The following is a 15,564-nucleotide window of genomic DNA, read 5'->3' as shown; positions in this document are numbered from 1 at the left end:
CGATGAACAACTCTGTCGGAAACGCGGGGCGGCTCCTCTGGGCGGGCCTGCGCGCCCTGCTCGTCCTCACGGTCGTGTGCGGCGTGCTCTACCCGCTCGCCGTCACGGGCGTCGCCCAACTCCTGTTCCACGACAAGGCGAACGGCTCCGAGATCAAGGACGCGAGCGGGAGGGTCGTCGGCTCCGCACTCATCGGCCAGACCTACGACCTGCCGAAGAAGAACCCGGCCGACGCCGAGGAACCGGTGGCCCCGGACCTGAGGTGGTTCCAGCCGCGCCCCTCCAACGGCCTCGGCAGCAACAGCGTCAACACCCGGTACTCGCTCGTCCTGTCCGGCGCCACCAACCGCTCCGGCGACAACGCGGACCTGATCAAGTGGGTCACCGACGCCAAGGCCGCCGTCGTCAAGGACAACTCCACCGCCGACCACGAGGTGAAGCCGTCCGACGTCCCCGCCGACGCCGTCACCTCCTCCGGCTCGGGCCTCGACCCGCACATCTCGCCGGAGTACGCGAAGCTCCAGGTCCACCGCGTGGCGGAGAGGAACGGCCTCACCGTCGCCCAAGTCGACAAGCTCGTCGCCGACCACACCGACGACCGCATCCTCGGCTTCATCGGCGAGCCCCGCGTCAACGTCCTCCGGCTCAACATCGCACTGCGGAACCTCGTGGCGGCCAAGGACTGACGGCCTCGCGCCCGACGCACGGGAGCCGGCAGCCCGGGAACACCCCGGCTGCCGGCTCCCGAGGCGCAGTCGCTGGAGCGAGTCCTCCTGCTGGTCAGTGGAGCGTCCGTGCACGATGGGCTACACCACATCGACTCCATGTGCTCTGGCCAAGCCGTCGAGTCCGTCTGCCCAGCCCTGCCCGACCGCTCGGAGCTTCCACACCGGCAGACCCTCGGTGGACCTGTGCCGGTAGAGCTCCGCCACGACCATTGCTCGGATGGCAGGGTCGGCAGGTGGATGGAAGGCCCAGGCGGCGGCAGTGCATCTCAGGGAGAGTCCTGCGCGGGTGAGGGAGTCGCACGTCAGTCCGGTGTCGACATCCATGTTGATTGCGATCGTCATGCGTTGGACGCGTTCGGGCAGAGCCGCGAGGTGGACGGCGGCGCGCTCGATGGTGTGCGTGCCATCGTTCTGCTTCCCCAGGAGACGTGCGGCCCCTTCGGCGGCGGAAGGCTGGTTGTAGAAGACGAAGTCCTCGTCGGAGGTGACCCGGCCGTGCGCGTCGGTGAGGAAGAGCGTGAGGTCGGCGTCTGCGCCGTCGAAGCTGAACGTGATGTTCAGCCCTTCCCACGCCTCGTCGGGCAGGGTGAGGTTCTGCCCAGGCGTGAGCATCGCGGGGGCGGCGAGAACGGGCTCGCCCGTGGCGGGCAGCTGGGCCGGGGACGGGGCCTGGGCCCTCCACTCGGCGAACGTGTGGATCCGGTAGGGGTCTGCGGTCGGCACATCGTGGGTGGCGGGGACGTTGGCGAGGAGGTCGCCGTCCAGGCCGGCCAGTGTGGCGTCGACCGAGGTGGCGTCGTCCTGGGCGTGGTCGAGCAGGCTCTGCAGGCCCGGCAGACGGCTGGTGTCCAGCGGCTTGATGGTGCTCGACAGGTTTCCGGAGGCGGTCGTGGCGACGGCGCAGGCCACGTCCTGGCCGATGTCGAGGAACCGCAGCGCGTCCTCAGGCTGCCGCCAGGAGCCCGCCTCGATGGCCTGGCGGGTCCACCGGCCGTACGCCACAAACCCCAGCCGCTGGGTGTCCGGCATGCGGGTGATCACCGCGAGGTCGATCGCGGTGATTCCCGACGCGACGGCGAAGCCCTCCTTGAGGGTGGCGATGACGTTGGACCCCATGGCCGTGAGCCACCACAGGACCCGGTCGCGCTTCGTCAGCGTCTTCAGCGTGGGACGCCCGCTGGAGGTGACTCCGGGAGTCTGATCGGGGAGCGAGTCGATGTCGGGCTGCCGCATCACCACGGACATCACAGAGCCGTCCACCCCGACCGCGCAGCCGGCGGCGGGGTTGTCGGAGAAGGCGTAGTTGACCGTCTCGCACACGGTCGCCTCGTCGTTCGCGACGAGGGCCTGCCACCAGCGATGTGCCTCGGTGGTCAAAGCGGCGTAGATACCGTGCAACCGTGCCTGTTCGGCGGCCAGGTAAACCGGCGCGTCCTGCTCGGCCCGCCGCTTCGCCTCGGCGCGCTCTGCACGGGCGAACACACCGAGCCCCGCCAGATGGAACGTCCTGGCCTCGGCCAACGCCCAGGGCAGTCCCAGTTGCGGGGGTTCAGGCACCACCGGTGGGCGGGCGGGGGAGAAAGACGGCAGATGCACGCTGGTCATCTGCAGCCGCAGTTCCTGCAGATGCGCGATGGCCGCGTCGCGTTCTGCCTCCTGTCGGGCCCGCTCAGCCTGTCGGCGAGCCCGTTCCAGCTGCGCGCCCGAAGGTACGGCGGACCGCGGGCCCGAGCCGGAACGTGGCGCGCGGCTCGTCGTGCTCCGACGGCGCCCACCGCCCAGCGCGGTGGAGGCGTACAAGGGCCCCATGCCCGACGAGAGCGTCGTTCGCCCGCCGCCCACGTTCACGCGTGCCATACGCGGCCCGATGGATGTCCGCACGCCCCTCGTCGAGACGCGCACGCTCAATCCCGGCACACCGACGCGGAATCCGAAACCCATGGAGCCTCCCTCGCTGCTGCGGAGGGTCTGTCAGCCTTCCGATATCGATGCTGGGCTTCGCTGCTACTGGGGGCTTCGAGACCGACTGCGGCGCCATCCTCGGGTGGACCCCAGGCCGGGCACAAGCATCGATCGCCTCCGTAGACGCCGGAGCGACATCAGTTGCCGGGGGCGGTGCTTGTAGTGTGCGGGCCCGGGGATCACATCGGTATGTGTTTCCTTGTGTAGTTCTCTGCGGACGACTTCGTCCCGCTTGCCTGATCAGGTTTCGGCCAATCCACTTGTCTCGCGGCCTGTTACGCACAATGTCGCCTTTGTGATCTGGCGGCTCCCGCCGTTCGTCGTGAAGATGCCCGCCGTACAAGCGAACGGGGAAGCGGCATGGGAATCGCCTGGGGCAGCAAAGCTCGGGAGAAGAAGCAGGAGGAGGTGTGCACGGACGGGTGGCCCGGTGTGCCTGTCCAACGGGCTGCCCGGACGGCCGACACACCTCGCCCCGCGGAGGTGGATCCGACTGCCACCGAGGTGACGCGGCTACTGTGCCAGGCGGTCTATGCGCGGCCGGATCGAGTGAAGGAGCTCAAGGCGTGGTGGCGCAAGTTCCGGGGAAAGAGCGCCGCCCCGAAGAAGCCGCGGCGTAGTACACGCAGGCCCATTTACCTGGAAGGCAGGGACGATTGCCCTCCACTGGGCGAGCCGACGGCACAGTGGGTTGTCGACCATGTGCTGAACGGCCCGCCATTGCCCGTGCCGTCGTATGGGTTCGATCTTGTCCCAATGGTGGCGCACAGCCTGCGTGCACGTCGCGGGCGGTGGCTACGGCGTCTTTGCTTCCTGTTGCTCCTGACAGCGGCCGGGTATGTCTCTCCATGGGCGACGGCGATCTGGGCGACCGCGGTCGTGGTCGCCCTCACCACGAGGTGGGCGGCGTTTCGAGCGCAGCGCAAGAAGAAGCTCAACAGTCGGCTGGCCCGCCGCCCGTGGTTGGCGTATCTGCCTCTCGTCGCTCCGTGGATGCTGGCGCTGGTGCCGTACGAACCGGCGCCGGAGGTGAGGATCGGGCTGGTCGCGGTGCCGGCCGGCTTGCTTGCTGGGATGGCAGTGGTGTACGTCGGGGACCGGTTGGTCGTGAGGGCCGCTCTGTCTGCGCTGAGTCGCAAGCGGATCTCCCTCGACACGCTGCCGTGGACGGCGCCGAGGGCTACCCGGAGGCTCGCGAAGATCGGGGAGGGGCAGGAGGGGCGCCAGCTGCCCTATGACGCCTCCCAGCACTTCATCGGCGCCGGGCGCGACCTCTGGGGAGCCGCCCACATCAACATCCCTCTGAAACCCAAAGACCCCGAGGAGTCGGTCAAGCCCTTCGGCGAGGCGGAGCTGCTGCGGCGCGTGGGTGCGGCACTCGACGAACTGGGCCGGGGTGCACGGGAGATCACGGACCCGCTGCCAGGGTTTTCCATGGAGCGAGTACTCGGGCTGCCGGCCCACCTCTGGCTACAGCAGACCCGGGAGGCGAACGGGACAGCGCCGGACCTGACTGGTCGGGGTCGTAAGTCGCCCTCCAGCGAGCCGACGCGACTCTATCTGCGCGCGCAGTGCATCACTTGGGACGGCCAGGTTGTGGTCAGCGTGTTCGTTCACGCCGCCCTGGAGGCAGGCGAGTTGCGTCTAACCGTACGGCCGCACGTCATGACCCCGCTCTACAACGAGCTGAAGGTGACAGCGGTCCCCGTCGGCAATCGCGGTGTGAGGCTGCTCAGGTGGGTGACGGTCCAAGCGCTCCTGGACGCGGCCGTCGGCCCCTTGACGTTGTGGCGCCTGGTCGCCCGGATCGCGCTCGGAGAGAGCATCGAGGGTCGGGCAGAGGAAGAGGACCCTGTGAGCCTGCGGGACCGATACTCCACCGAGGAAGTCACTGACATGCATCAGAGTGATGACGCCAAGCGACACGTCGTCCTCATGGAAACGTGCGTGTTTCGCACCGTCGCTGCCTACTTGCGGGACCTGGGCATCGACACAACCGCCTACGACCAGCAGGTGGCTGCTGTGACCAACAACATCCAGATCTATGGCGACAACAACGCGCCGATCCAGAACATCGTCGGTAACGACAACAGCAACATCGGTCAGGGCTCTACCAGCCAAGGAGGAAAGTGATGGCCATTGGACGACGTCGACCTGACCCCACACCCGAGTCGGGACACGGCACGGGCATCAGCATCGGCGGCAACAACAACGCCCCACTCCAGAACGTCGTGGGGCAGAACATTTCTCATGTGCACCAGGCCGCATCGGCCCACGGGGTCACCGACGTCGACACCGTACGAGCCCTCCTCGTCGCGTTCCGGGTGGATCTGGAGCGCAACGCGGCGGGTCTGCAGCACATGGAAGCTCTGAGAGCCATGGCGGGCACCGCGAACGACTCACTTGCGGCTCCGGCCGAACAGGCGCACACGCTGAGGGGGATCGCACAGGCACTGCCCGCACTTGTCCTCGGGACCGCTGTCCAGCAGAGCGGAGAAGCTCTCGCCACGGCCATCGGCGGGCTGCTGACCTGAAACTGGGGAGCGCACCATCGCCCGATCAGGAGACACGTGGAGCCGGGGGCGGGAGAAGCATCTCGTACTCAGCTCCCACCGGTGCTCCAGAGCCGCCGCGCCCCTCATGCGCCGCCACATCCCCGTCCCCGAACGCCGAGCGGCGCTGTGGGTCGAGGCCGCCCACGCTTACCACCAGCAGGGCCGCCTCGCCGAGGGCTACCAGGCCCTTCGTATCGCCGAGACCTGCGCCGCCCAGGACATACGCCGCCCGGTAGTCCGCGACCTGGTCGCGGACATGCCCGCCCGCGATCGGCGACGTACGCTGCCCGAGCTCCACCACTTCAGCCGCCGACTGGGAGTGCCCGCGTGACCGCACAGCCGTTCCTGTACGTCGTTGTCTGTGCCGCCGGCATCGCGGGCGACACAGACAAGCTGATCACCGCCGCGCAGGAGCAGGGCTGGGGCGTCGGCGTCATAGCCACGCCTCAGGGGCTTGGCTTCCTCGACACGGAGGCGATCGAGGCCCAGACCGGCTATCCGATCCGCTCGGACTGGCGTCGCCCCGGTGACCCGCGCCCCCTCCCGCCAGCGGACGCCATCGCCGTCGCCCCGGCCACCTTCAACACGATCAACAAATGGGCCGCCGGCATCGCAGACACCCTCGCGCTGGGCATCCTGTGCGAGGCGTACGGGATGGGCATCCCGGCGGTCGTCCTGCCGTACGTGAACGCGGCCATGGCCGCACACCCGGCGTACGGCCGGAGCCTGGAGCAGCTGCGGGAGATGGGCGTGCTGGTCGGGTCGCACGAGCCACACCGGCCGAAGGCGGGCGGGGGAGCGGACCGCTTCCGGTGGGAGGAAGCGTTGGAGCTGCTGGAGGGCAAGATCGACTGAACGCGATCCGGCCTGCCTTCTGACCATCGTGGCGAGCGCGATCCGTTTCGGGACAGTTTCGCCGTTCTACGGAACAGTGCGGGTGTTCCGAACCGGACGCGAGCCTTGATTCTTCGGTGAACGCGGTGGCTGTTCCTTCAGGGAACGCGTAGGGCGTTCCTCTCCTCGCGCTTTCTCCCCAGATTCTCCCAGGGGGTTCTGGAGGTGCAAGCTGGTGTTTGCTCATGCTGAGTGGATCACGGGTCTGGGGTGGGTCGCTACAGCCAGTCCTTCCGCTTGAACACCACGTACAGACTCGTGCACACCACCGCCATCAGCAGCACCGCGAACGGGTACCCGCCCGCCCAGTGCAGCTCCGGCATGTTGTCGAAGTTCATGCCGTAGATCGTTCCCACCAATGTGGGTGCAAACAGAATGGCTGCCCATGACGAGATCTTCTTGATCTCCTCGTTCTGCTCGAAGCCCGCCTCCGCCAGGGCGCGCATCTCCGCGTTCTGTTGTTGCGTGACCAGCGTCGCGTTCACCGTGAGGATCTCGGTCAGGGCCTGGCGGAAGCCGTCGACGCGTTCGCTGGTGTGGGTGACGTGGTCGGCGACGTCGCGGAGGTAGCGCTGGAGTTCCTCGTCCGTGCCGTACTTGGCGAAGCCGGCCATCAGGCCGTGGAGCATGCCGACGAGCGGGCGGGTCGCGCGCTGGAACTCGACCATTTCGCGGGAGAGTTCGTAGATGCGGCGGGACACGGCGGGGTCGCCGCCGAAGACCTCGGTCTCGATCTCGTCGATGTCGTTCTGCACGCCGGCCACCACCGGGGCGTAGCCGTCGACGACCGCGTCCAGGATCGCGTAGAGGACCGCCTCCGGGCCGAGGGCGAGGAGGTCGGGGTCCTTCTCCATGCGGTGGCGGACCGCCGACAGGTCCGGGGCCGCGCCGTGGCGGACCGTGATGACGAAGTCGGGGCCCACGAAGACGTGGAGCTCGCCGAAGTCGACCTCCTCCTGGGCGTCCAGGTAGCGGGCCGCGCGCAGGACGACGAACAGCGTGTCCCCGTACCGCTCCAGCTTGGGGCGCTGGTGGGCCTCCATCGCGTCCTCGACGGCCAGTTCATGGAGGTCGAACTCGGCCGCCAGGGAGTGGAGTTCGGACTCCGTCGGGCGGTGCAGGCCGATCCAGGCCATGCCTTCGGGGTGTTCCCGGAGCTGGCGGAAGGTTTCCGCGAGGGTGGCGGGGGACGAGACGCGGCGACCGTCGCGGTACAGGGTCGCCTGGACCACGCTCGGCCGGCTCGCGGGCGCCGGCGCCGGCGCCGACGTCTGTGCGGGCGAGGCGGTGGCCGGCGGCTCCGGTGCGCGCCGCCAGGCAGCGCGGGGGCGGCGGTCGGACATCGTCGGGTCTCCTCCGTGCGGGGCGTGCGAGACGGGTCCTCCGTGGACGACTCGCAGGATATCGTGGGCGAATCGCTCCATATCGGTGCGGTGTGAGGCGGCGCCGCCTCCTCCGGTCGCGGACACCACCTGTCCGCAATCCTCGCTAGCGTGCCCCCATGGCCCCGAAGACGACACCGCCCCCGGTCCTCTCCGCCCGCGCCCTCAACCGTGCCACCCTCGACCGGCAGCTGCTGCTCCGGCCCGCGGCGCTCTCCGCCGAGCAGGCGGTGCACCATCTCGTCGGGCTGCAGGCGCAGAACACCAAGCCCCCGTACTACGCGCTCGCCGCCCGCCTCGACGGCTTCGAGCCCGAGGAGCTGTCCCGCCTGATGGAGGCCCGGCGGGTCGCCCGCATCGTCACCCTGCGGTCCACCGTGCACACCCACACCGCCGCCGACGCCGTCGCCCTGCGCCGCCTCGTCCAGGCCGGGGCCGTCGACCGCGAGCTGCGGATGTTCCTCAAGCGCCTCGACGGCGTCGACCTCGACCGGCTCGCCGGGCTCTCCGCCGACTACCTGGAGGAGCGGCCCCGCACCCCGAAGGAACTGCGCGAGCACCTGCTCCAGGAGTGGCCCGACGCCGACCCGCAGGCCCTCTCCGTCGCCGCCCGCTGCCTGCTGCCGCTGGTCCAGGTCACGCCCCGCGGGCTCTGGGGGCGCAGCGGGCAGGTCGCGCTCACCACCGCGCGGCAGTGGTTCCGCGACGCCGTGGACGACACCGTCGCCGCCGACCTCGACGAGACCGTGGTGCGGTATCTCCGCGCCTTCGGGCCCGCCTCCGTCCAGGACATGCAGACCTGGTGCGGTCTCACCCGGCTCAGGCCCGCCTTCGAGCGGCTCCGCCCCGGCCTCCTCGTCTTCCGCGACGAGCAGGGCACCGAGCTGTTCGACCTGCCCGACGCGCCCCGGCCCGACGAGGACACCCCCGCCCCGGCCCGCTTCCTGCCCGAGTTCGACAACCTGCTCCTGTCCCACGCCGACCGGACGCGCGTCGTCCCCGCCGAGCACCGCACCCGCACCTGGAGCGGCAACCAGGCCCACCGGGTCTTCCTCCTCGACGGGTTCCTCGCCGGGATCTGGCACCTGGAGGAGAACAGGGAGAGGACCCTCCTGACCGTCGAGGCGTTCGGGCGGACCAGCCGCGCCCAGCGCGCCGAGCTCACCGCCGAGGCCGAGCGGACCCTGCGGCTCCTGGGCCCGCGCGACATCCCGTACGAGATCGTCTACGCGAGCACGTGAGGGCTCGTCCCCACCGGTTCCGTAGGGCTCGTCCGCCCCCCTCGTACGAGATCGTCCACGCGAGCGCCTGAGGGCCCGTCCCCACCGGTCCCGTACGAGATCGCCCACACCCGACCCCGACGGGTCCTCCCCCCCAGTCCCCGCGAGCTACAGCAGCGCCCCCGCCCTGCGGGCCGCCACCACCGCCTCCAGACGGGTGTGCGCGCCCAGCTTGCGCATCGACGAGCGCAGATAGCCCTTCACCGTCTCGGGGCTGAGGCCGAGCCGCCGGGCCACCGCCGCGTTCGTGGCGCCCGACGCCACCGCCGCGAGCACGTCCGTCTCGCGCGGCGTGAGCGCCACCTCCGGCGTCCGCCCCGCACCGGCGGCGGAGGCCGACTCCAGGCGGCCGCACACCGCGAGGAGCCGGTCCCGCAGCTCCGGGTCGGTCACGCGCGGCGCCAGCTCGCGCAGTTCGCCGTACGCCTGGCGCAGCTCCTCGCGCTCGGCCGCGAGCCGGCGCTCCTCGTCGCGTACGGCGAGTGCCTGCTCCACGTCACGGGCGGCCGCGACCGCCGCGTCGAAGAACCGCTCGCCGACCGGCAGCGCGTCGCGCAGCGCGCCGTACAGCACCCCGCGCACCTGCCGGCGGACCACGACGGGCACCGCGATCACCGACCGCAGTCCTTCCGCCGACACCGGGCCGTCGTACTCGTGGGTGATGTGCCGGGCCGAGTGGTAGTCCGTGACCGCGCAGGGCCGGGACAGGGCCAGACACTTCCCGCCGAGCCCCGAGCCGGCCGAGACCGTCAACCCCATGAGCGCCGGTGTCACCGCCCCGTTCGTCTCCGCGATCCGCAGCGCGCCGCCGCCGGTCTGGAGCAGCCCGCCGAACACCACCTGCAGGCCGGTGCCGCGGCGCAGCCGCAGCAGGGCGCCGCGCACGTCGCCGTCCGCGTCCGCGCGCACGTCGCCGTGCGCCACGCCGCGCACGTCCACCGACTCGATCTGTTCGCGCACCGGACCTCCTCCTCGGCGTGCGCGGTCTCCCCCCGAACGGGGGTAGTGAGACCTGGGTCACCGATTACACGATGTCCGGGCACGGTCCCGCAACGAGGAGGACGAGGACGCATGACCGCAACGAGCGTGACGGAGCCGACGGAAGCGACGGAAAGGTTCCGGGCCGCCCGCGACTTCCTGCTCGAGCACCGCGAGGACTACGAGACGGCGTACGCGGGCTTCGCCTGGCCCCGCCCCGAGCGGTTCAACTGGGCGCTCGAATGGTTCGACGTCATCGCCGCGGGCAACGACCGCACCGCGCTGCACATCGTCGAGGAGGACGGCACCGAGGTGAAGGTGAGCTTCGCCGAGATGTCCGCGCGCTCCAACCGGGTCGCGAACTGGCTGCGCGCGCAGGGCGTCCGGGCCGGCGACCGGATGATCGTCATGCTCGGCAACCAGGTCGAGCTGTGGGAGACCATGCTCGCCGCGATGAAGCTGCGGGCGGTCGTCATCCCCGCCACCCCGCTGCTCGGCCCCGCCGACCTGCGCGACCGCGTCGAACGCGGCCGGGCCCGGCACGTGCTGGTACGGGCGGAGGACACCGGCAAGTTCGACGAGGTGCCCGGCGACTACACCCGCATCGCGGTGGGCGGCGACGGCGTGACCTGGCTCGGCTACGAGCACGCCTACGCCGAGTCCCCGGCCTTCGAGCCGGACGGCACGACCTTCGCCGACGACACCCTCATGCTCTACTTCACCTCCGGCACCACCGCCCGCCCCAAGCTCGTCGAGCACACCCATACCTCGTACCCCGTCGGCCACCTGGCGACGATGTACTGGATCGGCCTGAAGCCCGGTGACGTCCACCTCAACATCTCCTCGCCCGGCTGGGCCAAGCACGCCTGGTCCAACCTCTTCGCCCCGTGGAACGCCGAGGCCACCGTCTTCATCCACAACTACACGCGCTTCGACCCGGCCCGGCTGCTGGCCGAGATGGACCGGCACGGCGTCACCAGCTTCTGCGCCCCGCCCACCGTCTGGCGCATGCTGATCCAGTCCGACCTCGGCCGGCTGGCCACCCCGCCGCGCGAGGTCGTCGCCGCCGGGGAGCCGCTGAACCCCGAGGTCATCGAGAGCGTGCGGCGCGCCTGGGGCGTCACGATCCGGGACGGCTTCGGCCAGACGGAGACCGCCGTGCAGGTCTCCAACAGCCCGGGCCAGCGGCTCAAGGAAGGCTCGATGGGCCGTCCGAGCCCCGGCTTCCGGGTCACCCTCGTCGACCCGGTCACCGGGCGGCCGGACGCCGACGAGGGCGAGATCTGTCTCGACCTCTCCGGAGACCCGGTGGGCCTGATGACCGGCTACCACGGCGACCCGGAGCGTACGGCCGAGGCGATGGCCGGCGGCTACTACCGCACCGGCGACATCGGCTCTCGGGACGAAGAGGGATATATCACCTATATCGGACGCGGAGACGACGTCTTCAAGGCCAGTGACTACAAGATCAGTCCGTTCGAGCTGGAGAGCGCCCTGCTGGAACACGAGGCCGTCGCCGAGGCCGCCGTCGTCCCCGCGCCCGACCCGCTGCGGCTCGCCGTCCCCAAGGCGTACGTCGTCCTCGCCGCGGGCTGGGAGCCCGGCCCCGACACCGCGAAGGCGCTGTTCGCGCACTCACGCGAGGTGCTCGCCCCCTACAAGCGGATCCGCCGCATCGAGTTCGCCGACCTGCCGAAGACCGTCTCCGGCAAGATCCGCCGCGTCGAGCTGCGCAGGCTCACGGCCGAGGGCGACACCGGCACCGAGTACACCGAAGGAGACCTCGCGTGAGCGACACCGCCGAACTCTCGTACGCGCACGGGGTGTCGGACACGGCACTCCTCGGCGACACCATCGGCGCCAACCTCGACCGGGCCGTCGCCGCCTGGCCCCACCGCGAGGCGCTGGTCGACCTGCCCACCGGGCGACGCTGGACGTACGCCGCGTTCGGCGCCGACGTCGACCGGCTCGCCGACGCGCTGCTCGGCAGCGGCGTCACCAAGGGCGACCGGGTCGGCATCTGGGCGGTCAACTGCGCCGAGTGGGTCCTCGTGCAGTACGCCACCGCCCGCATCGGCGCCATCATGGTCAACATCAACCCGGCCTACCGCGCGCACGAGTTGGAGTACGTGCTCAACCAGGCCGGGATCTCCCTGCTGTTCGCCTCGCTCACCCACAAGAGCAGCGACTACCGGGCCATGGTCGAGCAAGTGCGCGGCGCCTGCCCCGCGTTGCGGGAGACCGTCTACTTCGGCGACCCCACGTGGGACGAACTCCTCGCCCGCACGGCCCCGGAGGGCGTCGCGCCCGCAGAGCTGTCCTGCGACGAGCCGGTCAACATCCAGTACACCTCGGGCACGACCGGCTTCCCCAAGGGCGCCACCCTCTCCCACCACAACATCCTCAACAACGGCTACTTCGTGGGCGAGATGATCGCCTACACCGAGCAGGACCGGATCTGCATCCCGGTGCCCTTCTACCACTGCTTCGGCATGGTGATGGGCAACCTCGCCGCCACCTCGCACGGTGCGTGCATGGTGATCCCGGCGCCCTCCTTCGACCCGGCCGCCACCCTGCGCGCGGTGCAGGAGGAGCGCTGCACCTCGCTCTACGGGGTGCCGACGATGTTCATCGCCGAGCTCGACCTGCCCGACTTCGCCTCGTACGACCTCTCCTCCCTCCGCACCGGCATCATGGCGGGCTCGCCCTGCCCGGTGGAGGTGATGAAGCGGGTGGTCGCCGAGATGAACATGGCCGAGGTCTCCATCTGTTACGGCATGACGGAGACCTCGCCGGTGTCCACCCAGACCCGCCGTGACGACGACCTGGAGCGGCGCACCGGCACCGTCGGCCGGGTGATGCCGCACGTCGAGGTGAAGATCGTCGACCCGGCGACCGGCCTGACGGTCGGGCGCGGCACGGCTGGTGAACTGTGCACCCGCGGCTACAGCGTGATGCTCGGCTACTGGGACGAGCCCGGGAAGACGGCCGAGGCGATCGACCCGGGCCGCTGGATGCACACCGGCGACCTCGCCGTGATGCGCGAGGACGGGTACGTCCAGATCGTCGGCCGCATCAAGGACATGATCATCCGCGGTGGCGAGAACGTCTACCCGCGCGAGATCGAGGAGTTCCTGTACGGGCACGCCAAGGTCGCCGACGTACAGGTCGTGGGCGTGCCGGACGAGCGCTACGGCGAGGAGATCCTGGCCTGCGTGGTGCCGCGCGACCCGGCCGACCCGCCCACCCTGGAGGAGATCACGGCCTTCTGCCGCGACCGCCTCGCCCACTACAAGATCCCGCGCCGGGTGGAGATCCTGACCGAGTTCCCGATGACGGTCAGCGGGAAGGTGCGGAAGGTGGAACTGCGGGAGCGGTACGGGGCGGGCTGACCGTGCCCGCCGGGCGGGCCGCGCGCGCCGCGCCGGCCACGCGGGCCGGTCCGGCCGGGTGCGCGTGCGCGGTGTCGCCCGGGCCGGCCGGGTGCGTCTGCTCGGTGTGGCCCGCCGGGCCGCCCGGGCCGGTGCCGCCGGCGGTCGTGAGCTCGCGGCGCATGCACACCCGGGGCCAGGCGGCGAGGCCGTGCGCCGCCTCGGTCCGGCTGATCGCGCGCAGGCCCTCGGTGAGCCCGGGATCGTCCTCGTCGAGGCGGCGGAAGCCGAGCCGGGTGTAGTACGGGGCGTTCCACGGGACCTCGGCGAAGGTCGTCAGGGTCAGCGCCGTCAGACCCTGCTCCCGGGCCGCCCCGGCCAGGTGCTCGATCAGCGCACGTCCGACGCCGCGCCGGGCGGCGTCCGGGTGCACCGAGACCTGTTCGATGTGGGCGGCCCCGTCGACGGTGTCCGTGAGCAGATACGCGACGGGCCGGTCCGTCGCGTCCACCGCCACCCAGGCCCGGCCCGCGCGGCGATAGCTCTCCAGGACGTCCAGCGGCAGGGGTTCGTCGTCGGCGATCTCCACCATGCCGAGAGGGCGGAAGGCCTCGCCCGCGGCGCGTTCGATGTCCTGGAGCAGGAGGAGTTCGGCCCGTGCGGCCACTCGGATGCGCATACGCCAGTATGACGCGCCGGGGGCAGCCGGCGCGTCACAGGCGGACGGGCCCTCAGTCGGGCGTCGCTCCCGTGCAGGTGAACCCGGTCTCCGGATTCAGGCCCCGGCCCGTCGCGTAGCCGTCCTCGCGATGGGCCTGGCGGCCGAGCAGCCCGCCGTCCCGGGAGAAGTGCGGCACGAAGAGGGCGAGCGCGGGGTCGCCGTACAGCGCCACGTACAGCAGCACGTCCCGGCCCTCGGTGACCTCCTGGCGGTGCGCGGGCAGCGGGTGCCGGGCGCGCAGGCCGTCGAGCAGCCGCCGGGCCGCCCGGGTCGTCGGCGGAACGGTGAGCAGCGCCGCGGCGGCGAGCACCGGCAGCGCCCCGAGTGCCAGCGCCGGTCCGGACGCTCCGGTCGCGACCAGGCCCGCGGCGACGGTGAGCGGGACGCAGACGAGGAGGACCCGGGCCGTCCGGTGCCGTCCGGGCGACCGGAGCAGCCCCGTCCTGGCGAGCTCCGCGCTCAGCGCGTCGAGCGCCTGCCGCGCCTTCGGCCGCGTCGCGAGCAGCCTTAGTGTCAGGGCCCGTTGGAGCGAGCGGTGCACGCCGAGCTGGAGCGGATCACGGGTGCGGCCCGCCCCGCCGTTGGCGCGAATCGTGCCCCGCCGCCCGGCCGCGACCGCGCCGCGCTGGTGCAGCGCGACGAGCGCCACGACGACCGCCGCCCGCGGTCCGCCCCGCAGCAACGCGAGTGCCTGCGGCGGCAGTTCCGGCTGCTCATGGCTGCGCGCACGCAACAGCACGGCCGCCAGTCCGAGTTGACCGGCCGCGACCGCTAGGAACCACCACATCCCCGTCGTCATGGCGTCCACCCCCCGAAGGAGTTGTGCCCGGGGGAGCGGCGGTCGTCACGTGCGAATGGCCGAAACTGTTAGGGAGCCCCGGAGGAGAGCAGCTCGCCGGCGGGCGGGTTGACGGGCTGGGGCGTGCCGGTGAGGTCGAGCACGAACAGCGGGATGCCGAGGCCGTCCGCCCGCTCGTGGGCCTCGGGCGTGTATCCGGCGAGCGAGAAGTAGACGCTCACGGAGGAACTGCTGAGGCCGTTCAGCCACAGGCACTCCACCGCCCGCAGTCCGGTCGGCCGGGTGCTCGGGTCCACCTGCGCGACCAGCCCGGGCCCGCGCAGGTCCACGGCCGAGGCCGAGCGCTCCTCCGGCTGGACGACGTCACGGAAGCCCAGCCAGCGCAGGTACCCGGCGGACGCGGCGACGGCGTCCCGTGCGGTCCTGATCGTGACCGGCCGGAACGCGGCTCGGGCCGCCTCAGGACCCGGACGGGCGTGCGCCGGGGCGGGGGGGGACCGGCGGAGAGGGGTGCCGGCGCGCGAAGGAGGAGGACTCGGCGGGCGCGGGAGCGGGCGGGGAAGCGGGAGCGTGTGCGGCACCGGGGGCCGGGACGGAGCCGGCGCCTGGTGCCGGCTCGCCGGGTGCGGCGGAGGGCGACGCGAGACCGGCGGGGCCGACGCCGGTCCCGGTCCCAGTGCGGGCGTCGCTCCCGCTTCCCGGGACGGGACCGTTCCCCGTGGCGGTGCCGCCTCCCGGGCCTGCTGCCGTGGTGCCGGCGGCGGTGGTGCCGGCGGCGGTGGAGCCGGGGGAGGAGCCGGTGGCGGAGGCGTCAGCGGCGTAGGGCCGCCCCTCGGAGGGCCGCCCCTCGGCGGGCCCCTGCGGGTGCTGCCCCGCCGCAGCCGGGCCTGCGGG

At 71.5% G+C, this 15,564-nt stretch carries 13 protein-coding genes and 1 pseudogene; 8 read left to right on the top strand and 6 right to left on the bottom strand.

All coding sequences use genetic code 11. The features are described from left to right. Nucleotides 1–2 precede the first annotated feature (2 nt). Complete coding sequence (locus ACFWJO_RS30345) at nucleotides 3–686, top strand: potassium-transporting ATPase subunit C (protein WP_386870244.1); 684 nt, start codon at nucleotides 3–5, stop codon at nucleotides 684–686. Between the two features lie 120 nt (nucleotides 687–806). Here the strand turns inward: ACFWJO_RS30345 and ACFWJO_RS30340 are convergent, their stop codons facing one another. Continuing rightward, nucleotides 807–2,669 carry a TerD family protein gene (locus ACFWJO_RS30340; protein WP_386870242.1) on the bottom strand — a complete coding sequence of 621 codons (1,863 nt, stop codon included), beginning with the start codon at nucleotides 2,667–2,669 and terminating at the stop codon, nucleotides 807–809. Nucleotides 2,670–3,050: 381 nt separating this feature from the next. On the opposite strand from ACFWJO_RS30340, the gene ACFWJO_RS30335 reads away from it, so the two are divergent. The 4 genes and pseudogenes from ACFWJO_RS30335 to ACFWJO_RS30320 all read left to right on the top strand — a co-directional run bounded on the left by ACFWJO_RS30335 (nucleotide 3,051) and on the right by ACFWJO_RS30320 (nucleotide 6,100). After that, entirely contained in the window at nucleotides 3,051–4,823 is a 1,773-nt protein-coding gene (locus ACFWJO_RS30335) for a hypothetical protein (protein WP_386870240.1), read from the top strand. Further along, nucleotides 4,823–5,224 carry a hypothetical protein gene (locus ACFWJO_RS30330; protein ID WP_386870238.1) on the top strand — a complete coding sequence of 134 codons (402 nt, stop codon included), beginning with the start codon at nucleotides 4,823–4,825 and terminating at the stop codon, nucleotides 5,222–5,224. The genes ACFWJO_RS30335 and ACFWJO_RS30330 overlap by 1 nt, the downstream gene beginning before the upstream one ends. Before the next feature lie 88 nt (nucleotides 5,225–5,312). After that, nucleotides 5,313–5,576, top strand: a pseudogene (locus tag ACFWJO_RS30325) (transcriptional regulator); the annotation flags it as partial. Beyond that, nucleotides 5,573–6,100 (top strand): flavoprotein, encoded by a 528-nt coding sequence (locus ACFWJO_RS30320; RefSeq protein ID WP_386870236.1) that lies wholly within the window; start codon nucleotides 5,573–5,575, stop codon nucleotides 6,098–6,100. The pseudogene ACFWJO_RS30325 and the gene ACFWJO_RS30320, both read left to right, overlap by 4 nt. 257 nt (nucleotides 6,101–6,357) lie before the next feature. On the opposite strand, the gene ACFWJO_RS30315 is transcribed toward ACFWJO_RS30320, so the two are convergent. Then, entirely contained in the window at nucleotides 6,358–7,482 is a 1,125-nt protein-coding gene (locus ACFWJO_RS30315) for a magnesium and cobalt transport protein CorA (RefSeq protein WP_386870234.1), read from the bottom strand. Nucleotides 7,483–7,640: 158 nt separating this feature from the next. On the opposite strand from ACFWJO_RS30315, the gene ACFWJO_RS30310 reads away from it, so the two are divergent. Then, complete coding sequence (locus tag ACFWJO_RS30310; protein ID WP_386870232.1) at nucleotides 7,641–8,762, top strand: winged helix DNA-binding domain-containing protein; 1,122 nt, start codon at nucleotides 7,641–7,643, stop codon at nucleotides 8,760–8,762. A gap of 147 nt (nucleotides 8,763–8,909) precedes the next feature. On the opposite strand, the gene ACFWJO_RS30305 is transcribed toward ACFWJO_RS30310, so the two are convergent. Next, complete coding sequence (locus ACFWJO_RS30305; RefSeq protein WP_386870318.1) at nucleotides 8,910–9,710, bottom strand: LuxR C-terminal-related transcriptional regulator; 801 nt, start codon at nucleotides 9,708–9,710, stop codon at nucleotides 8,910–8,912. Nucleotides 9,711–9,872: 162 nt separating this feature from the next. On the opposite strand from ACFWJO_RS30305, the gene ACFWJO_RS30300 reads away from it, so the two are divergent. Beyond that, the gene (locus ACFWJO_RS30300; protein WP_386870230.1) at nucleotides 9,873–11,570 is read left to right on the top strand and encodes an AMP-binding protein; all 1,698 of its coding nucleotides are present in this window, start codon (nucleotides 9,873–9,875) and stop codon (nucleotides 11,568–11,570) included. Beyond that, a complete protein-coding gene (locus tag ACFWJO_RS30295) occupies nucleotides 11,567–13,171 on the top strand; it encodes an AMP-binding protein (protein ID WP_386870228.1) in 1,605 nt (534 codons plus the stop codon). The genes ACFWJO_RS30300 and ACFWJO_RS30295 overlap by 4 nt, the downstream gene beginning before the upstream one ends. On the opposite strand, the gene ACFWJO_RS30290 is transcribed toward ACFWJO_RS30295, so the two are convergent. From ACFWJO_RS30290 to ACFWJO_RS30280, 3 genes are all read right to left on the bottom strand, one after another. Next, a complete protein-coding gene (locus tag ACFWJO_RS30290; protein ID WP_386870226.1) occupies nucleotides 13,119–13,829 on the bottom strand; it encodes a GNAT family N-acetyltransferase in 711 nt (236 codons plus the stop codon). The two genes, ACFWJO_RS30295 and ACFWJO_RS30290, sit on opposite strands and share 53 nt — an antisense overlap. Nucleotides 13,830–13,881: 52 nt before the next feature. Continuing rightward, on the bottom strand, nucleotides 13,882–14,670 hold the full coding sequence (locus ACFWJO_RS30285; protein WP_386870224.1) for a TIGR04222 domain-containing membrane protein: 789 nt from the start codon (nucleotides 14,668–14,670) through the stop codon (nucleotides 13,882–13,884). A 68-nt stretch (nucleotides 14,671–14,738) separates the two neighbouring features. Beyond that, nucleotides 14,739–15,347 carry a hypothetical protein gene (locus tag ACFWJO_RS30280; protein WP_386870316.1) on the bottom strand — a complete coding sequence of 203 codons (609 nt, stop codon included), beginning with the start codon at nucleotides 15,345–15,347 and terminating at the stop codon, nucleotides 14,739–14,741. Between the last annotated feature and the right edge of the window lie 217 nt (nucleotides 15,348–15,564).

The sequence above is a fragment of the Streptomyces sp. NPDC127092 genome (genome assembly GCF_042722475.1).
Classification (GTDB): Bacteria; Actinomycetota; Actinomycetes; order Streptomycetales; family Streptomycetaceae; genus Streptomyces.
The sequence above is the reverse complement of the archived record's forward strand: the minus strand, read 5'-3'. Positions and strand labels throughout refer to the sequence as shown.

Coding starts and splice junctions, on each gene's coding strand:
- ACFWJO_RS30345 (WP_386870244.1), top strand. CDS start 3: ATGAACAACTCTGTCGGAAACGCGGGGCGGCTCCTCTGGGCGGGCCTG.
- ACFWJO_RS30340 (WP_386870242.1), bottom strand. CDS start 2,669: ATGGGTTTCGGATTCCGCGTCGGTGTGCCGGGATTGAGCGTGCGCGTC.
- ACFWJO_RS30335 (WP_386870240.1), top strand. CDS start 3,051: ATGGGAATCGCCTGGGGCAGCAAAGCTCGGGAGAAGAAGCAGGAGGAG.
- ACFWJO_RS30330 (WP_386870238.1), top strand. CDS start 4,823: ATGGCCATTGGACGACGTCGACCTGACCCCACACCCGAGTCGGGACAC.
- ACFWJO_RS30315 (WP_386870234.1), bottom strand. CDS start 7,482: ATGTCCGACCGCCGCCCCCGCGCTGCCTGGCGGCGCGCACCGGAGCCG.
- ACFWJO_RS30310 (WP_386870232.1), top strand. CDS start 7,641: ATGGCCCCGAAGACGACACCGCCCCCGGTCCTCTCCGCCCGCGCCCTC.
- ACFWJO_RS30300 (WP_386870230.1), top strand. CDS start 9,873: ATGACCGCAACGAGCGTGACGGAGCCGACGGAAGCGACGGAAAGGTTC.
- ACFWJO_RS30290 (WP_386870226.1), bottom strand. CDS start 13,829: ATGCGCATCCGAGTGGCCGCACGGGCCGAACTCCTCCTGCTCCAGGAC.
- ACFWJO_RS30285 (WP_386870224.1), bottom strand. CDS start 14,670: ATGACGACGGGGATGTGGTGGTTCCTAGCGGTCGCGGCCGGTCAACTC.